Below are 18,667 nucleotides of genomic sequence, written 5' to 3' on the forward strand. Positions count from 1 at the left end.
TGATTCTCCTGCTCACACGACATGAGCGAGGCGCACGTTCACCCCTATGGACAAGGTCCATCGGCAGGAGGAAAAACAATGGGTACGCAAACACAACAACAAGAATTCGGCTTCGGAACTCAGATTCGTAAATCACCGTATTTCGATGCCACCGTACGCTGGGGCGCCCGGGGTTTCTCAGTGTACAACCACATGTATATTCCCCGTGACTTCGGCGACCCCGAGCGCAACTTCTGGAACCTGGTGAATCACGCCATCCTGTGTGATGTGGCGGTCGAGCGTCAGGTCGAGATTACCGGTCCGGACGCCGCACGGTTTGTCCAGATGCTGACCCCGCGCAATCTCTCCACCTGTGCCGTGGGCCAGTGCAAGTATGTGTTTCTCACCAACGCCGACGGCGGCATCCTGAACGACCCGATTCTGCTTCGCCTGGAGGAGAACCGCTTCTGGCTCTCGTTGGCGGACAGCGACATTCTGTTGTGGGCGCAGGGCGTGGCCGTTCACTCGGGGCTGGACGTGTCGATTCACGAACCGGATGTGTCACCGCTTCAACTGCAAGGGCCCCAGTCCGGACACATCATGCAGGCCCTGTTCGGCGACAGCATTACCGACCTGCGGTACTTCTGGCTGCGCGAATATGACCTGGACGGCATTCCCCTGATCGTCTCCCGGACCGGTTGGTCCAGCGAACTGGGCTATGAACTGTATTTACTGGACGGCCGTCACGGTGATCGGCTGTGGGAAAAGATCATGGCCGCCGGTGAGCCCTACGGCCTCCAGCCCGGACACACATCGACCATTCGTCGCATTGAAGGCGGCATGCTGTCGTACCACGCCGATATGGATATCCACACCAATCCCTACGAGGTGGGTATGGATCGGTTGGTCGACCTGGACATGGACGCGGACTTCATCGGCAAGGCGGCGCTCAAACGCATCCGCGAACAGGGCGTGTCGCGCAAGCAAGTCGGCCTCGAGATCGAAGGCCCCGCGCTGACCGGACCGAATGCCCGGTTCTGGGCTTTGACCACAGGCGGCGACACCGTCGGTCGGGTGACCTCGGCCGTGTATTCCCCGCGCCTCGGCAAGAACATCTCCCTGGCCATGGTCGGAGTTGAGTACGCCGCATTGGGCACCTGGTTGGAGGTCGAAACCCCGCACGGCACCGTCACAGCAACCGTCGTCGACAAACCCTTTTTCGATCCCAGAAAGGAAATCGCCGCCACCGGCTCGCGTCAGCACGCGACCCCGACCGTGAACGACCCGGCATTGCACGACACCTCGCTCGCCGCCGCGTTGAGCCAGGCCCTGTAGCCCGAGATCCCGAGGTCAACCACAGCGTTTACGCACGAACAGTAGAAGGGGGTTTTTATGGGGTTGTTGTCGTTTCGTAACCGATCCAGCGTGTCCAGCAGCGAAAAGCGGACCGACCGGTTATTGGCATCGTTTCTGCGCGACTTTTCGATCGAGGTGATTCCGCGTACGGCCGACAAGGTCGATTCGTTTCGGGATCTGCTGCCGACGGGGACCCGGGTCTACATCGCCCACCTCGACGGCACACCGATTGACGACATGGTGAGCACTGCACGGCGATTGTCCGACGAGGGCTTTGCGGTGATGCCGCATTTCCCCGCACGCCTCATCAAAAACCGAGGCGAGTTGGCCGAGTGGATCGCCCGTTACCAGGGCGACGCGGGCGTGTCTCAGGGCTTGCTGATTGGCGGTGGCGCATCCGCCCCGGTCGGCGAATTTGGCGACACCCTGCAGATGTTGGAGACCGGTCTGTTCGACGGGTTCGAGCATCTGCACATCGCCGGGCACCCCGAAGGCAACCGCGACATCGACCCCGATGGCTCCGACGAGATGCTGATGCAGGCCCTGAGATGGAAGCAGGCCTTTCTCGACCGCACCGACGCCCGGGTGGCGATCACGACCCAGTTTTGTTTCGAAGCGGAGCCGGTCATTGCCTGGGCCGATCGGCTGGCGGAAGAGGGCATCGGCCTGCCGATTCACATCGGCCTGGCCGGGCCGGCTCAACTCCACACACTGATAAAATACGCCCTGGCGTGTGGCGTCGGCCCCAGCCTGCGCGTCCTGCAACGGCGGGCCAGGGACGTCACCAAACTGCTGGTGCCCTATGAACCCACCGAGCTGTTGATGGAACTGGCGGCCCACAAACAACGCCACCCGGATTTCGGCATCGAACGGGTGCATTTCTTCCCGCTGGGCGGCATCCACGCCAACGCCGAATGGGTGGCCGAACACAGCGGGGGCGCAGACCGCCCCGCCACGCTGAAGCACGACCGGACTGAGGTGACCTCATGACTGCGCAGCTCATCGACGGCAAGGCGTTCGCCGCCACACTTCGCGAGAAAGTAGCCGACCACGTCGCCCACCTGAAACGGACGCATGGCGTGACCCCAGGTCTCGCCGTGGTGCTGGTGGGTGACGACCCGGCGTCCCAGGTCTATGTGCGTTCAAAGCAAACGCAAACCCTGGTGGCGGGCATGCACTCCTACGAATACACCCTGCCCTCGGAGACCTCCGAAACCGATCTGTTGGGCCTGATCCGCGAACTCAATGCCGACCCGGACGTTCACGGCATCCTGGTTCAACTGCCGTTATCGGATCACATCGATGAAGCGTCGGTGATCGAGTCGATCGACCCGGCCAAGGACGTGGATGGTTTTCACCCGGTCAATGTCGGTCGGCTCGCGACCGGGCAGACCACCCTGGTGCCGTGTACGCCCATGGGCTGCCTCATGATGCTGCGCGAGTACGGCGGTCGGTTGACCGGTCAGCACGCGGTTGTGATCGGTCGCTCCAACATCGTCGGCAAACCCATGGCCCAGTTGCTGTTGCGAGAGAACTGCACCGTCACCGTCGCTCATTCGAAAACCGTCGACCTGGCCTCGTTGGTGAACCGTGCGGACATCGTCGTCGCGACGGTGGGGCGGCCTCACTTTGTGCAGGGCGAATGGCTGAAAACGGGGGCGACCGTGATCGACGTCGGGATCAACCGCATCGATCAGGGCGATGACACAACGCGACTGGTCGGCGATGTCGATTTCGACACCGCCAAAGACATCGCGTGCGCCATCACGCCGGTGCCGGGTGGCGTAGGGCCGATGACGATCGCCTGTTTGCTCGCGAACACAGTGACCGCCTGCTGTCGGCAACTAACTCTACCCGAACCGGTTGGCCTGACGGTGTAGTTAGTTACTCAAGTTTCGGAGTTCACTAATGGCTAGCGCAGGCTGCCGGGTCGACCCATTCGGGGATGTGTGAGGCATGGATGCCGAGGTCAAGCCCCCATGGATGGGTTTACGGCGACCCCGAATGGGTCGACCCGGCAGCCTGTGCGGGTTTTGGCACCAAAGCGAACTCCGAAACTTGAGTTAATTAAACCCTCCACCTTCCAAGGTGGGTGCCTCGAGAACCATCCGTTTCGGTGACCGAAACGATCACAGGGGTAATACCATGACCACAAGTACAACAACCTACACGTTGACCGGCAGCTGCCCGACCCGCTTGGGCGTGCTCGACCTGATCATCGGCACCCTGTACCGGAACCAATGCTATGCCTACGAAATGCACTCGTTCGATGACACCGACATCGGCCGGTTCTTCTTTCGGGTGGAGTTCTACCACGTCGGCGACGGCGAGTTTTCCGAGGAGGAACTGCGGCTTCAGTTTGCCGATCGGGCCGAGCCGTTCGAGATGAATTGGGAACTGTCCGACACGTCGACGCCGGAAAAAGTCGTGATCCTGGTCTCCAAATTCGACCACTGCCTACAGGACCTATTGCACCGCTACAGCACCGGCGCACTGAACATCGAAATACCGGCCATCATCTCCAACCATCCGGATCTGCAACGGATGGCGGACTGGTACGAGATTCCCTATTACCGCCTGCCCGTGACGGAAGACACCAAGCCACAGCAGGAAGCTCGCATGCTGGAGATCATCCGCGAGGTCGAAGCCGACCTGGTCGTGCTGGCGCGGTACATGCAAATCCTGTCCGAGGACCTGTGCAAGCAACTGCACGGCAAAGCCATCAACATTCATCACTCGCTGTTGCCGGGGTTCAAAGGGGCCAAGCCCTATCACCAGGCGTATGAAAAAGGCGTCAAACTGGTGGGCGCCACCGCGCACTACGTGAGTGAAGATCTGGACGAAGGTCCAATCATCTTCCAGAACGTGGAGCACGTGGACCACACCTACACCCCCGAGCGTCTGGTGGCCAAGGGGCGGGACACCGAGCGCCTCGTGCTGGCCCGAGCGATCAAGTTACACACCGAGAAACGTTGCTTCCTGAACGGGAACAAAACCGTTGTCTTTCCGGGACATTAACTGCAACCGTCTAACATGGCTCACGCCCGAGTGTGAGCCACAGGAGAACACGCTATGTCTGAGCATCAATCCGCCATTCGCTGGCAGCGCAATACACACGAAACCGAGACGAACACCTACTCGCGTAACCACCAGGTGATGTTGAACGGGGGGCAGCAGGTCGACGTGTCCGCGTCGGTCGATTTCAAAGGCGACCCCGGCTGTGCCGACCCGGAGCAAATGCTGGTCAGCGCGGTATCGAGCTGCCACATGCTGTTCTTTCTGGCGATTGCGGAATTTCAGGGGTACGAAGTCGACACCTACGAAGACAACCCCGTCGGCTACCTGGAGCGCGGTGAGAAAAAAAGCATGGAAGTGACGCGCATTGTGCTGTCACCCCAGGTCCGTTTCGCCGGTGAATCCGTGCCGGACGAGAGTGCGCTCGCCCGACTGCACGCCAGCGCGCATAAAAACTGTTTTATACGGAATTCGATCACCGCCGAGGTGACGATAGACCAACCCTAATCAGCCGATTCAGGCGGGAGAGCGTTATGACCACGATGACATCCAGCAACACAGCAGTGAACGACACCATCCTTCAACGGGAAGACAAAGACGGCGCCGTGTATCTGACCTTAAATCGACCGGATAAATTCAACACCCTGTCCGAAGCCATGATGACGGCGTTGCAATGTGAGCTGGACGACATCGCCGCCGACCCCACGGTGCGCTGTGTGGTGATCGCGGCCAACGGACGCGGATTTTGTGCCGGTCATGACCTGAAAGAAATGCGGGCCACGCCGGACCAGTCCTACTACCAATCCCTGTTTCGTCAGTGCAGCCGCATGATGCGCAGCATTGTCGATCTGCCGGTACCGGTGATCGCCAAAGTGCAGGGCATGGCCACGGCGGCGGGCTGTCAGTTGGTGGCCAGTTGCGACCTGGCCATCGCGGGCCGTTCGGCCAGTTTTGCGGTCTCGGGGATTAACCTGGGCCTGTTCTGTTCCACCCCCGCCGTCGCCCTGTCGCGCAGCATCGCCCCCAAGCGGGCCTTCGACATGCTGGTGACCGGTGAATTCGTCGATGCGGACACCGCCGCACAGTGGGGCCTGTTGAGCGGCGTCGTTGACGATGCCGACCTCGACGCGGCCGTGGAGGCGAAAGTGGCCACGATTTTGAGCAAGAGCCCGGCGGCGGTGCGCTATGGCAAGGCCATGTTTCACCCGCAACGGCAAATGGCGTTGGAAGAGGCGTATGACTACGCCGGCGACGTGATGGCGGACAACATGATGAACCCGGATGCGGGCGAGGGCATCGACGCCTTCCTGGGCAAGCGTAAGCCGGTCTGGGCACAGCCGGGTCACTGATCCGGTTCAACCGTACCGAACGAGCCAACAAGGCAACACAGGCCAGGGACGGACCGACATGCTCGTCTCTTGACCATCATCGGGGGTAAGCCATGACTGAACTCTGCCACCTCAATGAGGCGCTCGACAAAAACGCGGCGAACTATGTGTCGCTGTCGCCGTTGAGCTTCATCAAACGGGCCGCCGCCGTCTATCCCGACAAGGCCGCGCTGATCTACAACGACACGCGGTACAGCTGGCGCCAGACCTACGCCCGCTGTTGCCGTCTGGCTTCGATGCTGCGTCAGTTCGGCATCGGCCGGGGGGATACCGTAGCCGTGTTGCTGCCGAACGTGCCGGCCATGTACGAAGCCCATTTCGGCGTGCCCATGGCGGGGGCGGTGTTGAACGCGATCAACATTCGTCTCGACCCGGAGGCGGTGGCGTTCATTCTCGATCACAGCCGCGCCCGTGTGCTGTTGGCCGACCCCGAATACGCCGACGTTATCGAGAGTGCCCTGGCGCGGCTGGACGGGCCAGCCCCCATCGTGATCAATGTCTCCGACCCGAGCCAGGGTGACGAACGCTGGCTGGGCGAACTGGAATACGAGGCCCTGCTGGCCGAACAGCCGGACCAGGAAGACTGGACACTCCCGGCCGACGAGTGGGACGCCATCGCACTGGGCTACACCTCGGGTACGACGGGCAACCCCAAGGGCGTGGTCTCCCACCATCGCGGGGCCTATCTGAACGCGGTCAGTAACGTTCTTTCCTGGTCGTTGCTCCGGGACGTCGTCTACCTGTGGACCTTACCGATGTTTCACTGCAACGGCTGGTGCTTCCCGTGGACACTGGCGGCGATTGGCGGCACCAGCGTCTGTCTGCGACGGGTCGACCCGGAACGCATTCTGGAGCTGATCCGACAGCACACCGTCAGCCACTATTGCGGCGCACCCATCGTTCACCGGATGATCGCGGACGCGGCCCAGGCCTCGGCCGAGCCCTTCGACCACCCCGTTTCGGGGCTGATCGCCGGGGCGGCCCCGCCGGCGAGCGTACTGGAACAGATGGAGACCCTCGGCATCGACCTCACCCATGTTTACGGCCTCACCGAAACCTATGGCCCCGCCACGGTGTGTGCGAAACAGACCGACTGGGACGAGTACCCCTCGTCGGAACGGGTTCGGCTCAATGGCCGCCAGGGGGTGGCCTACCCCCTGGAAGAAGGCGTCGCCGTGATGGACGCGATCACCATGACGCCCGTCCCGGCCGATGGCGAGACGGTCGGCGAGATCATGTTCCGGGGGAACATCGTCATGAAAGGCTACCTGCGCAACGAGACCGCCACGCGTGAGGCCTTCGCTGGAGGCTGGTTTCATTCCGGTGACCTGGCCGTGGTGGAGCCGGATGGCTACATTAAGATTCGTGATCGGCTCAAAGATGTGATCATCTCGGGCGGGGAAAACATCTCCTCACTGGAGGTCGAAGAGGTCATCCAGCGTCACAGCGATGTCGAACTCGCCGCCGTCGTGGCCATGGCGGATGACACCTGGGGCGAGGTACCGGCCGCCTTTGTGCAGTTGCGCCCGGGCAGCCAATTGAGCGAAACCGGCCTGATCGCCTTCTGCCGCGACAACATCAGCCGCTTCAAGGCGCCGAAAAAGGTGATCTTCGGGCCCTTGCCGACCACCTCGACCGGCAAGATCCAGAAGTATGTACTGCGCCAATACCTTCAGACCCGGGCCTCGGCCTGACGCGGAGGGCATGGCGCGAAACCACCCACCGAAACCGGCCGATCGGGGGGACGGCACCGGAACGGGGGTAGCGTGAGGCGAGTTTGGGCTCAGATATGACGCCCCGGAGCATGTTTGCGGATAGGCACTGCAGAGGGGAGGCACTACACTGAGCGAAGGACGGCGGAGCATTCCGCTCAGGACAACGCGCCCAGGGGACCTGAGCGCGTGACCGGAATGCGGCCTTCCGGCCCGTTGATAACGACAGGCGACTGTCTATGCAGACCGGACTCACGATAAGATGAAAAAGATCGCATTGGATGGCATTGATGTCCGTATCCTGAGCGCCGTGCAGCGACACGGGCAAGTCAGCAAAGCCCGGCTGTCCGAGTTGGTCAACCTCTCGCCGACCCCCTGCTGGCAACGGCTGACCCGACTGAAAAACGCCGGTTACATCACCGGCTATCGCGGTGAAATCGCCGTCGATAAAATGCTCGACCTGTCCAAAGTAATCGTCGTGGTGGCCCTGAAAGCGCACAGCCGGGCCACCTTTGAGCGGTTTGAACAATGCATCCAGGGCATCGACGAGATCGTGGAATGCAGCGCCACCGGCGGCGGCGCCGACTACGTGATGAAGGTGGTGACCAACAGCCTGCACGACTTTCAGGATTTCATCGACGACATGCTCGATAAAGACCTGGGCATCGAGCGCTACTACATCTACGTGGTGACGCGTGAAATTAAATCCGCCCCGGTGAACCTGCCGAAATTGCTCGATCGCAAACGGCAATCGGGGTACTAGCCCGACCGGCCATTCATTCCATCTGTCCCCCAACACCTGCTCCTGCGGTCGATCTCGTGGATTAGGCCAGAAAACCATTCCGCATGGCGATACTTCCGCGCCACCTACCTAAGCACCACCTCTTGTTCTAAAGAGGTACTTCATTTGATAAGAGTCAATATCTTTGGTCAGCTACATGGACCTCAGGGATAACGAACTTTAGCATCAGCCTCCTAAGAAGGTGGCAGCTCCACTAGTCATTACTCGCAGACTTCTTGCGCACCTTTTAAGGATACATGGAACAATCTTAAAGGAAAAAGCATATGAGCTTCAGTTTGGATCAAGAACTACAGCAAACCGAGCAGGGATCAAGAGAAATCTTTTCTATGGAGACCCCTACTTTTCCAGATAATGCTATGGGGGTTTTTACATGCATTGAAGACCGCTGGGAATCTGGTTCCCAGGGTTTGATGCGACTGATGGAGTTCTCGGTAGAGTTGTTAAAACGTGCAGTTTTGCATGGACAAATCGGAGACCTTGGATCATCAGCTAAATATATCAATCGGTCCTCGGATTTTGTGATTACCGGTTCAAAGCTAATGATCACATTTGGGGACATAAATTCCTCAGATTATGATAAGTTCCGAGAAACTCGAGATATAAGAGGTAATCCAACTGACAGAAGACTCGTGGAACTTCACGTAAAACAAAAACAACTTACTGAAGATCTATTGGCTATTCTTTCGAAAGTTCTAGAGGATGGCGATATCGATTCAGAAGATGAGAAAGAGATAGCTGACCATGTGACCGAAAATACCCACGCACTAAACTTTACCAAGGCTTTGATAGGTGCCAACGATGCTCATAAAGCTGTATTTGGGGCGCACAAGTCAGTCTGTAGTCGTGCTGTAAAGAAAGGTAAACCTTCCATTCGAGGAAATCATATCGAAGATTTTAGAAATGTCGACTTTTCTCCCCTATTGCCTAAGCTGAAGCATCTTTTGAAGGATCGCATCTAATGAAGAATAAAGAAGGAATGTTGATCCTCGTAGACCCATTCACGGGAGGAGATGAGTTTATAACGTCTGCGCTATCCTTGGGACTTTCTGTTGTAGCTATATCCTGCTTATATGATTTGGATAACTTGAAAGAAAAGTTCAAAGGCAGTGCCGTTGAATTCGTGGTGGTGAAGAATAAGAATGTGTCCGATTGGATGCAGGACCTGCCGCCGAAAGGTCGTGTCTTGGGAATCCTACCTGGTGGCGATTTAAGCATGGTGCGGGCTGCTGAGCTATCAAACCTATATGGCCTTCCCTTCTTTGTTACACCGGAGGTTGGCCAACAATGTGTGTACAAGGACTTGATGAGGTACGCGGTAGAGTCCGCGGGGGTTGAACAGCCAGCCTTTGCTGTTTTTGATCTTAACGGCGTTGAGAGTTTGAGTGGTAAGCTCGATGATGTGGCGATCAAATTTCCCTGCATTGTGAAACCGACAGATCTGGGCGGAAGCCTGAATGTGAAACGTGTAGGCGATATGGAAGATTTAAAGGAGGCGCTGAATACGATCAAAAAATTCAATTTGTTTGATCATATTAAGTCTAACTCTTACAACAGCTTTGACCGTAGATCAACAGCTATGATTGAAGAGGAGGCGATTGGACCAGAGTTTAGTGTTGACGGTATTCTGGATGAAGGAAAGTTCCTGTTTTCGGTTGTAACTGAAAAAGCCACCACTGGTGCCCCTCATTTCATAGAAACAGGCCATATAGTTCCTACGATTAACTTCGTAGAGCACGAAACTGAACTTGTAAGCTATGCCAAAACCATAAGCAAGGCCTTGGGTATTGAAAAAGGACCTATTCATTGTGAAGTTAAGCTCACAGATAAAGGCCCCCGCTTAATTGAGTGTGCGGCTCGACTCGGTGGTGACAAGATACCCTACTTGATAAAGAAATCCACAGGAGTAGACCTTTATCAGTCTACGATTGAATTGGCGATTGGGATAAAACCCAAGATAGATCGAAAGTATAGCAAATATTCTGGTATTCACTTTATCATGGGCCAGTCCTACACCGAGAAATTGGCCAAACAATACCATGACTTAATGCGAGAATTCCCGCAAATTCAAGATCTCTATTTTAAGGAGGAAGGTAATGGCTCACTTACACCGAGGTCTAATGTATTCGACCGAATAGGGCATGTTCTTTTCATGTCCGAGTCTGAGAATGAGTTGATCGCAGTGTTAAAAGGCTGTGAGCGACAGAAACGCTTGGTGCCTAATGAATCATAATAGAAACGTATTTTCTATATATACATCTGAGCTTGCATCTTCATTTGGCTCCGGTATGGCTTTTATTGGTGTTAACTGGTATTTGTTTGAAAAAACGAGTTCCAGCGCCGTGGTCGGTTACTACATGATGACATTCGTTTTTAGTGCGCTAATTGCATTACCTTTTAGTGGGACCATGGCAGACCGTCACAATAAGAAAATCATTCTATTGTGGTGCCACTTTATAAGAGCTTTTAGCTTTCTTTTATTTTTTGCAGTCAATGTATTTTATGACAACTCGCTATATGCCGTTTTTGTGATTGCGATTGCCAGTGGTGCGGGTTGGGCTTTTTACATGCCTGCTTCAAGGGCATTAATTAAGGAGTGCCTGTCACCGGAAAAATATACCCAGTCCAATTCCATATTGGAGATAGCACTTCAGTGTGGCAATTTTTTTAGCGCCGCCGTTTGTGGCTATCTGTTGGCGCATTATGGTTTTCAGCTAATATCGATTTTAAATATATTGGTGTTCGTGCTGAGTTTTATAGCCATTCTTCCTGTTGAACCCCAGACATCATCGATATCTGAAAAAACAGAAAATACTTGGGCTCAAATCAGGGAAGGATTGGCTTTCCAGTTTTCTAACAGAAGATTGTTCCTTCTAGGTTTGGCTTTGTTTATTCCGTTTTCTGTCACTATCGCATCCAATGCTGTCCTTCCTGAGTATATTAGCGACCACCTATCGCTTGGATCGATCGAATTTGGTTTTGCGGAGATGCTATATGGAATAGGGGCGCTGCTTTCTGGATTCATTATCGCCGCCTTTGCTAAGCTAGCCTTGAAAGAAAGCGTGTTAACAAACGGCTTTTTCATGTGCAGTGTCTCGGTGTTGTCTGTGTTGGCATTAACGAGAAGTGTAGGTTTACTTTGGCTTTGTTATGCGTTGTTTGGTATTTCAAGTTCGGCCATCAGAATTGTTATATCAAGCCAATCAATGAAAGTCATTCCATCGGTCGTGTATGGACGAGTTTTTTCGACTTGGATGATGGCCTCGATGGTGATACAGATCGCTTTGATCTGGTTGGTTACCAATCTAGTGGAAATGTATGGTAGCCCCACCGGGTATTTGCTTCTAAGCTTCACAACATTCGTTGCTTTTGTTGTATATGGCGTTTATCTCATTACCCAGGAAAAGCTATCGGATTCCGCAAAACCATCTTATTGAGAGAAAGGCGTTAAAAAAATGAAAGAAGAAGACCTTGGAATACTGATGGCGGAAATTATCGACGTCAAAAAAGTTGAAAAAACCGATCGGTTGTTTCATGTAACCTTGAAAAGCAGCGACAGGGATTACCACATAGCCACAAGCTTGGCGAGTTTTTACAAAGTGGAGGAACTCATCGGAAAGCAGGTTCCTATAAAAGTGAATGTGGAAATTAAAACGATGTTCGGAATCACCAGTAATGCCCGGTTTATAGCAATACTGAATAATAAGGAACCCGTACTGCTTGTGCCCGAAGCGCGGGTGAAGAATGGTGCGCCTGTAATTTAATAGGTCGCTGATTGACAGACCCTGGGGGGGGGGATGTCTAATTGAAAAAGTGCCTGGGTATGATGGCGATTTGATGGCTCCGGGCTTGAAAGGAGCCACTCAAAACACTGATTTATCAATCTAATCGCAGCTACCCACACAACTCTTTCGTTTTGCCACGCTGAGTTTTCTTATTCATACGCTTGGATTGCTTCTTGGGTGATTGCTTTGTCGGCCACCATGCTTTTTCGCGGTTATCGCACCAAGAATAAACTGCCGAGTTCGCTCAAACGCATCCGCGTGGTTCTTTTCTTGGGTACGAAACTGATGCGCCTTGGTGACGATGACGGCGTCTTTATTTTGAACCGATTTGTCAGCGCTAGCAGTCGTTCTTTGTAGAACTCAGGCAAGGAAGAAGCGTGAGTATCGAATCGCAGATGTACGGCGTCGACATCCCGTTAACGTTTTGACCAATGGCTAACCATCAGCCGCCAACAACTTCTCCAACGTAACAATCTCCCCGCACTGATCCGGCGCATACCCCGGCAACTCGTTGATGGCGTCGATAAAATCCGGCGCTGCCATCAGGTCCAGCAACTGAGTCATGGTCGCCTGTCGCAGCCGTTCCTCATGCCCGATCAGTAAATAGTGCTCACTCGCCAGTTCAATAAAATCCAGATCGAACTGGCGCGCCGCCGCTTCCACACCAAAACCAACATCCGCCATACCGGACGCCACATAAGCCGCAACGGCCGTGTGGGTGTATTCCTCCTGGTCGGCGTTGTGCAGGTCGGCCGATGTCATGTCCGCTTCGTTCAACAGCATGGAAAACAGCCGGTGGGTGCCGGAATCCCGGTCCCGGTTGATGAACAGCAGCTTTTGATTCGAGAAGGGCCGAGCCAGGTCCTTCAACCCCTCAATGCCTTTCGGATTACCCCGAGGGACGATCAGCCCCTGCTTGCGGGTCACGAAGCGGATCACCTTCAGGTCCGCCGCCTGCAGGTCATCGTGGTAGTAATTCAGCGTCTGTTCGGCGAGGGCCGAGTCGGTGGGCAGGTGGAAGCTCGCCAGGTCGCACTCGCCCCGGTTCAACGCCGCCAGCGCTTCACGCGTGTTGCAGTATTGCAGCTTGAGTTCCAGCCGGTCCGGATAGCGCGGCAGCAGGGCGACGGCGTACCCGTGGCTGGCGTGCAGCCGCAGCACCGGGTGGGCGCCCTCGAACAACTGCTGCAGCTGGATGTTCAGTTCCGACGCCATACTGTCTATTTGCGGCCCCAGTCGCGCCTTAATGCGTTGTTCGGACCACAATAACACCTCACCCAGCGGGGTCAGTTCCGTGCCCTGGCCCTTGCGTTTGCGCACCAGCGGCAGGTCGAAAAAGTCCGCTCCACGGTTGATCAGGTTCCAGGCGTGGCGGTAGGACACACCGGCCTCGCGGGCGGCCACGGTCAGCCGGCCGGTGTCGCGAATGCTCTTGAGCAGGCGGAACAGGACCGGGTCGAACAGCTCGTCGGTCTCGGTCCGGAACACCCAGCTGGGGGTGATGCTGAGCTTCTTCTTATGCATCGTGCTTCATATTGGTAGGGGCCCATAAGCGTGCTATTTTCAGCATCAGACGATAAAAATCATCCGTGCCGGATAAGAACAATTATGCATATATCAGCGCAAGATTCATCCGCCGGGGCGGACCTCCCCCGGGACTGGATTCAAGTAGAGGTGGCGGCGCATAAGGCCAAGCCGGGCCCGCTGCTGCCGATTCTGCACAGCATTCGCAACCGGCTCGGGTACATTCCCGAGGCGGCGGTGCCGCTCATCGCCGAAGGGTTGCAGATCACCCGCGCCGAAGTGCACGGCGTTATCAGCTTCTACCACGACTTCAACACCCACCCCGTCGGCCGCAACCGCTTGCAGGTGTGCCGGGCTGAAGCCTGCCAGGCGCGCGGTTGCCGGTCGCTGGAAGCCCACGCGCAGGAAACACTGGGCATCGGCTACCACCAGACCACACCGGACGGCGAGTTCACGCTGGAGCCGGTCTACTGCTTGGGCAACTGCGCCACCGGCCCCTCGGTGCGCCTGAATGACGACATTCACGGCCGAGTGACGCCCAAACGACTGGACGCCCTGCTCGACCAGGCCACCACCCAACCGCTGACCCTGCAACCCCTGGCGGAGGAGCCCGAATCGTGACCCGCATCTACGTGCCCCGCGACACCACCGCCCTGTCCCTCGGCGCCAACGAGGTCGCCGAGGCCCTGAAACAGGCTTGCGCTGACCGCGACATCGACCTCGTCCGCAACGGCTCGCGCGGCCTGTTCTGGCTCGAACCGCTCATCGAAGTCGAGACCGACCGCGGCCGCGTTGCCTACGGCCCGGTCACGTCCGAGGACATCCCGGCCCTGCTCGATGAAGGCCTGCTCGACGGCCAGCCGGGCCACCCGCTGTACCAGGGCCCAACCGAAGAGATCCCCTACCTGAAAAGCCAGCAGCGCCTCACCTTCGAGCGCGCCGGCATCATCGACCCGGTCTCGCTGGACGACTACATCCACCACGGCGGCTACGTCGGCCTGCGCAAGGCGCTGGCCAAGACCGCGCAGGAGATCGTCGACGAAGTGAAAACCTCCGGCCTGCGCGGCCGGGGCGGGGCGGCCTTCCCGGCCGGCATCAAATGGCAGACCGTGCTCGACGCGGACGCCCGCACCGGCAGCAGCCCCTACTCCAAACGCAAATTCATCGTCTGCAACGCCGACGAGGGCGACTCCGGCACCTTCGCCGACCGCCTGGTGATGGAAGCCGACCCCTTCATGCTGATCGAGGGCATGACCATCGCCGGCCTCGCCGTCGGTGCGGACACCGGCTACATCTACCTGCGCTCCGAATACCCGGTCGCCCACCAGATCCTGAACGAAGCCATCGCCACCGCCGAAGCCGAGGGCTACCTGGGCGACAACGTGCTGAACTCCGGCAAGGCGTTCCATCTTGAAGTGCGCCTCGGCGCCGGCGCCTACATCTGCGGCGAAGAGACCTCCCTGCTCGACAGCCTGGAAGGCAAGCGCGGCCAGGTGCGCGTGAAACCCCCGCTGCCCGCCTTAAAAGGCGCCTTCGGCCAACCGACCGTGGTCAACAACGTGCTCACGCTCGCCGCCGTGCCCTTCATCCTGGCCGAAGGCGGCGAAGCCTATGCGGACTACGGCATGGGCCGTTCGCGCGGCACCCTGGCGTTCCAATTGACCGGGAACATCGAACGCGGCGGCGTGGTGGAACTGGCCTTCGGCCACACCCTGCGCGAACTGCTCGAAGACTACGGCGGCGGCACCGCCTCCGGCCGGCCGATACGCGCCGTCCAGGTCGGCGGCCCGCTCGGCGCCTACATGCCGGAAAGCCAGTGGGACACCCCGCTCGACTATGAAGCCTTCAGTGAAGTGGGCGCCGTGGTCGGCCATGGCGGTATCGTCGTGTTCGACGACACCGTCGACATGCTCGACCAGGCCCGTTTCGCCATGGAATTCTGCGCCGTCGAGTCCTGCGGCAAATGCACCCCCTGCCGCATCGGCTCCACGCGCGGCGTCGAAGTGATCGACCGCATCCGCAACAACGAACACCGCGACAACAACCTGATTCTGCTCGAAGACCTCTGCGACACCCTGGAAGACGGCTCCCTCTGCGCCATGGGCGGAATGACGCCGAACCCGGTACGCAGCGCCCTGCAGTACTTCCCGGACGACTTTCATCGAGATTCCACCACCGCGTCCCAAGCGACGTCGGAGGAGGCCTGACCATGCTGCACATCTACGACCCGAAAACCCAGACCGACCGTGACCTGGGCACACCGCCCCCGGTCGAGACCGGCCATAGCGTCGCGCTGACCATCGACGGCCAGGCCGTCACCGTGCCCGAAGGCACCTCGGTGCTGCGCGCCGCCGCCATCGCCGGCATCCAGATTCCCAAGCTGTGCGCGACCGATAACCTCGACGCCTTCGGCTCCTGCCGGTTGTGCGCGGTCGAGATCGAAGGCCGGCGCGGCCTGCCCGCAAGTTGCACCACACCGGTGGCCGAAGGCATGAGCGTTATCACCCAGAACGAGCGCGTCGCCAAGCTGCGCCGCAACGTGATGGAGCTGTACATCTCCGACCACCCGCTGGATTGCCTGACCTGCTCCGCCAATGGCGACTGTGAACTGCAGGACATGGCCGGCGCCGTCGGCCTGCGCGATGTGCGCTACGGCTACGAGGGCGAGAACCACCTCGATGCCGAAAAAGATACCAGCAACCCCTATTTCACCTTCGACGCCAGCAAGTGCATCGTCTGCTCGCGCTGCGTGCGCGCCTGCGAGGAAGTGCAGGGCACCTTCGCGCTGACCATCGACGGCCGCGGGTTCGACTCCACCGTCGCCGCCGGCCAGGATGAAGACTTTATGGACTCCGAATGCGTTTCCTGCGGCGCCTGCGTCCAGGCCTGCCCGACCGCGACCCTGATGGAAAACTCCGTCATCGAGCAGGGCCAGCCGGAACACTCGGTGGTGACCACCTGCGCCTACTGCGGCGTCGGCTGCTCGTTCAAGGCTGAGATGAAAGGCAACACCGTGGTGCGCATGGTCCCGTTCAAGGACGGCCAGGCCAACCACGGCCACTCCTGCGTGAAGGGCCGTTTCGCCTTCGGTTACGCCACCCACCCGGACCGCCTGACCGCACCGATGATCCGCAACCACATCGACGAACCCTGGCGTGAAGTGAGCTGGGAAGAGGCGATCCAGTTTGCGGCTGATCGCATCAAAGCCATTCAGGCCAAATACGGCCAGGACAGCGTCGGCGGCATCACCAGCTCGCGCTGCACCAACGAAGAAGCCTACCTGGTGCAAAAGCTGGTGCGCACCGCCTTCGGCAACAACAACACCGACACCTGCGCCCGCGTCTGCCATTCCCCGACCGGCTATGGCCTGAAACAGACCCTGGGCGAAAGCGCCGGCACCCAGACGTTCGACTCCGTGATGAAGGCGGACTGCATCGTCGTAATCGGCGCCAACCCGACCGACGCCCACCCCGTGTTCGGCTCGCAACTGCGCCGCCGCCTGCGCGAAGGCGCCAAGCTCATCGTCGCCGACCCGCGCTCCATCGACCTGCTCAAAACCCCGCACGGCGGTGAAGGTATACACCTGCCGCTGCGCCCGGGCACCAACGTCGCCCTGGTGAACGCCATGGCCCACGTCGTGGTGACCGAAGGCCTGGAAGACCGCGTTTTCATCGCCGAGCGCTGCGACGCCGGCGAATACGCCGCCTGGAACGCCTTCATCCGCGAGGAACGCCACTCCCCGGAAGCGACCGAAGAGATCACCGGAGTACCGGCCGAACAGGTGCGAGAAGCCGCGCGCCTGTACGCCAATGCCGGCAACGGCGCCATCTACTACGGCCTGGGCGTGACCGAACACAGCCAGGGCTCGACCATGGTGATGGGCATCGCCAACCTCGCGCTCGCCACCGGCAACATCGGCCGCGAAGGCGTGGGCGTGAACCCGCTGCGTGGGCAGAACAACGTCCAGGGCAGCTGCGACATGGGCAGCTTCCCGCACGAACTGCCGGGCTACCAGCACGTCTCCCAGGACGGCCCGCGCAAAGCCTTCGAAGACGCCTGGGGCGTTAAAATCGACAACGAACCCGGCCTGCGCATCCCCAACATGTTCGACGCCGCCATCGACGGCAGCTTCAAGGGCCTGTACGTGCAGGGCGAAGACATCGCCCAGTCCGACCCCAACACCCAGCACGTGGAACAGGCGCTCAGCTCGCTCGAATGCCTGATCGTGCAGGACCTCTTCCTGAACGAGACCGCCAAATACGCCCACGTCCTGCTGCCCGGCTCCTCCTTCCTGGAGAAAGACGGCACCTTCACCAACGCCGAACGCCGCATCAACCGCGTGCGCAAAGTGATGCCCGCGCTCGCCGGCAAGGAAGACTGGCAGGTCACCCAGGACCTTGCCAACGCCCTCGGCTACCGGATGGACTACAGCCACCCGGAAGAGATCATGAACGAGATCGCCGCCCTCACGCCCAGCTTCCACAGCGTGACCTACCAGAAGCTGGACGAACTTGGCAGCATCCAATGGCCGTGCAACGACGAGCACCCGAACGGCACCCCGATCATGCACGAAGTAGACTTCCCGATCGGCAAAGGCAAATTCGTACTCACCGACTACGTGCCGACCACCGAACGCACCAACCGCCGCTTCCCGCTGCTGCTGACCACCGGCCGCATCCTCAGCCAATACAACGTCGGCGCCCAGACGAGACGCACCGACAACCAAACCTGGCACGACCAAGACTGGCTCGAGATCCACCCGCACGACGCCGAAGAACGCGGCATAAACGACGGCGACTGGATCGGCCTAACCAGCCGAGCCGGCAACACCGTGCTGCAAGCCAAAATCAGCACCCGCATGCAACCGGGCGTGGTCTACACCACCTTCCACCACCCGGTCAGCGGCGCCAACGTCATCACCACCGACAACTCCGATTGGGCCACCAACTGCCCCGAATACAAAGTAACGGCCGTGCAATGCGAAAAAGTCGCCAAACCCAGCGCCTGGCAACAACGCCACCTGGAACAGCACGAAAAACAATGGGGCTTCCTCAAAACCAACCCCATAGACGAAGAACCGGTGCTGAAATAAGAGCGGAAAAACCATGG

Annotated in this window: 16 protein-coding genes; 15 read left to right on the plus strand and 1 reads right to left on the minus strand. The window is 58.4% G+C overall.

All coding sequences use genetic code 11. The features are described 5' to 3' along the window. Positions 1-78: 78 nt before the first annotated feature. From IE111_RS12885 to IE111_RS12940, 12 genes are all read left to right on the plus strand, one after another. Positions 79-1,314: a glycine cleavage T C-terminal barrel domain-containing protein gene (locus IE111_RS12885; RefSeq protein WP_189609305.1), complete on the plus strand. Its 1,236-nt coding sequence runs from the start codon at positions 79-81 to the stop codon at positions 1,312-1,314. 57 nt (positions 1,315-1,371) lie between these two features. Next, the gene (locus IE111_RS12890) at positions 1,372-2,325 is read left to right on the plus strand and encodes a methylenetetrahydrofolate reductase (RefSeq protein WP_189609307.1); all 954 of its coding nucleotides are present in this window, start codon (positions 1,372-1,374) and stop codon (positions 2,323-2,325) included. Next, on the plus strand, positions 2,322-3,215 hold the full coding sequence (gene folD, locus IE111_RS12895; protein ID WP_189609309.1) for a bifunctional methylenetetrahydrofolate dehydrogenase/methenyltetrahydrofolate cyclohydrolase FolD: 894 nt from the start codon (positions 2,322-2,324) through the stop codon (positions 3,213-3,215). Before IE111_RS12890 ends, folD begins: the two co-directional genes overlap by 4 nt. A gap of 265 nt (positions 3,216-3,480) precedes the next feature. Further along, positions 3,481-4,353 carry a formyltetrahydrofolate deformylase gene (gene purU / locus IE111_RS12900; protein ID WP_189609310.1) on the plus strand — a complete coding sequence of 291 codons (873 nt, stop codon included), beginning with the start codon at positions 3,481-3,483 and terminating at the stop codon, positions 4,351-4,353. A gap of 54 nt (positions 4,354-4,407) precedes the next feature. Continuing rightward, complete coding sequence (locus tag IE111_RS12905; RefSeq protein WP_189609312.1) at positions 4,408-4,857, plus strand: OsmC family protein; 450 nt, start codon at positions 4,408-4,410, stop codon at positions 4,855-4,857. Positions 4,858-4,883: 26 nt separating this feature from the next. Further along, positions 4,884-5,699, plus strand: a complete 816-nt coding sequence (locus IE111_RS12910; protein WP_229805349.1) for an enoyl-CoA hydratase — start codon at positions 4,884-4,886, stop codon at positions 5,697-5,699. 92 nt (positions 5,700-5,791) lie between these two features. Next, the gene (locus IE111_RS12915) at positions 5,792-7,432 is read left to right on the plus strand and encodes an acyl-CoA synthetase (RefSeq protein WP_189609315.1); all 1,641 of its coding nucleotides are present in this window, start codon (positions 5,792-5,794) and stop codon (positions 7,430-7,432) included. Positions 7,433-7,712: 280 nt separating this feature from the next. Further along, complete coding sequence (locus IE111_RS12920; RefSeq protein WP_189609318.1) at positions 7,713-8,213, plus strand: Lrp/AsnC family transcriptional regulator; 501 nt, start codon at positions 7,713-7,715, stop codon at positions 8,211-8,213. A 302-nt stretch (positions 8,214-8,515) separates the two neighbouring features. Next, positions 8,516-9,211: a hypothetical protein gene (locus IE111_RS12925; protein ID WP_189609320.1), complete on the plus strand. Its 696-nt coding sequence runs from the start codon at positions 8,516-8,518 to the stop codon at positions 9,209-9,211. Next, positions 9,211-10,482, plus strand: a complete 1,272-nt coding sequence (locus IE111_RS12930; protein WP_189609322.1) for an ATP-grasp domain-containing protein — start codon at positions 9,211-9,213, stop codon at positions 10,480-10,482. The genes IE111_RS12925 and IE111_RS12930 overlap by 1 nt, the downstream gene beginning before the upstream one ends. Beyond that, positions 10,472-11,686, plus strand: a complete 1,215-nt coding sequence (locus IE111_RS12935; protein ID WP_189609324.1) for an MFS transporter — start codon at positions 10,472-10,474, stop codon at positions 11,684-11,686. The genes IE111_RS12930 and IE111_RS12935 overlap by 11 nt, the downstream gene beginning before the upstream one ends. 18 nt (positions 11,687-11,704) lie before the next feature. Beyond that, a complete protein-coding gene (locus IE111_RS12940) occupies positions 11,705-12,013 on the plus strand; it encodes a hypothetical protein (RefSeq protein WP_189609327.1) in 309 nt (102 codons plus the stop codon). A 456-nt stretch (positions 12,014-12,469) separates the two neighbouring features. On the opposite strand, the gene IE111_RS12945 is transcribed toward IE111_RS12940, so the two are convergent. Then, entirely contained in the window at positions 12,470-13,558 is a 1,089-nt protein-coding gene (locus IE111_RS12945; protein ID WP_189609329.1) for a substrate-binding domain-containing protein, read from the minus strand. A gap of 84 nt (positions 13,559-13,642) precedes the next feature. On the opposite strand from IE111_RS12945, the gene IE111_RS12950 reads away from it, so the two are divergent. The 3 genes from IE111_RS12950 to fdhF are packed head-to-tail and all read left to right on the plus strand — an operon-like array spanning position 13,643 to position 18,650. Continuing rightward, a complete protein-coding gene (locus IE111_RS12950) occupies positions 13,643-14,179 on the plus strand; it encodes a formate dehydrogenase subunit gamma (protein WP_189609331.1) in 537 nt (178 codons plus the stop codon). Continuing rightward, complete coding sequence (locus tag IE111_RS12955) at positions 14,173-15,765, plus strand: formate dehydrogenase beta subunit (RefSeq protein WP_189609791.1); 1,593 nt, start codon at positions 14,173-14,175, stop codon at positions 15,763-15,765. Before IE111_RS12950 ends, IE111_RS12955 begins: the two co-directional genes overlap by 7 nt. A gap of 2 nt (positions 15,766-15,767) precedes the next feature. Further along, positions 15,768-18,650, plus strand: a complete 2,883-nt coding sequence (gene fdhF / locus IE111_RS12960) for a formate dehydrogenase subunit alpha (RefSeq protein ID WP_189609333.1) — start codon at positions 15,768-15,770, stop codon at positions 18,648-18,650. Positions 18,651-18,667 lie beyond the last annotated feature (17 nt).

It is taken from the genome of Saccharospirillum salsuginis (genome assembly GCF_014651855.1).
Classification (GTDB): Bacteria; Pseudomonadota; Gammaproteobacteria; order Pseudomonadales; family Natronospirillaceae; genus Saccharospirillum; species Saccharospirillum salsuginis.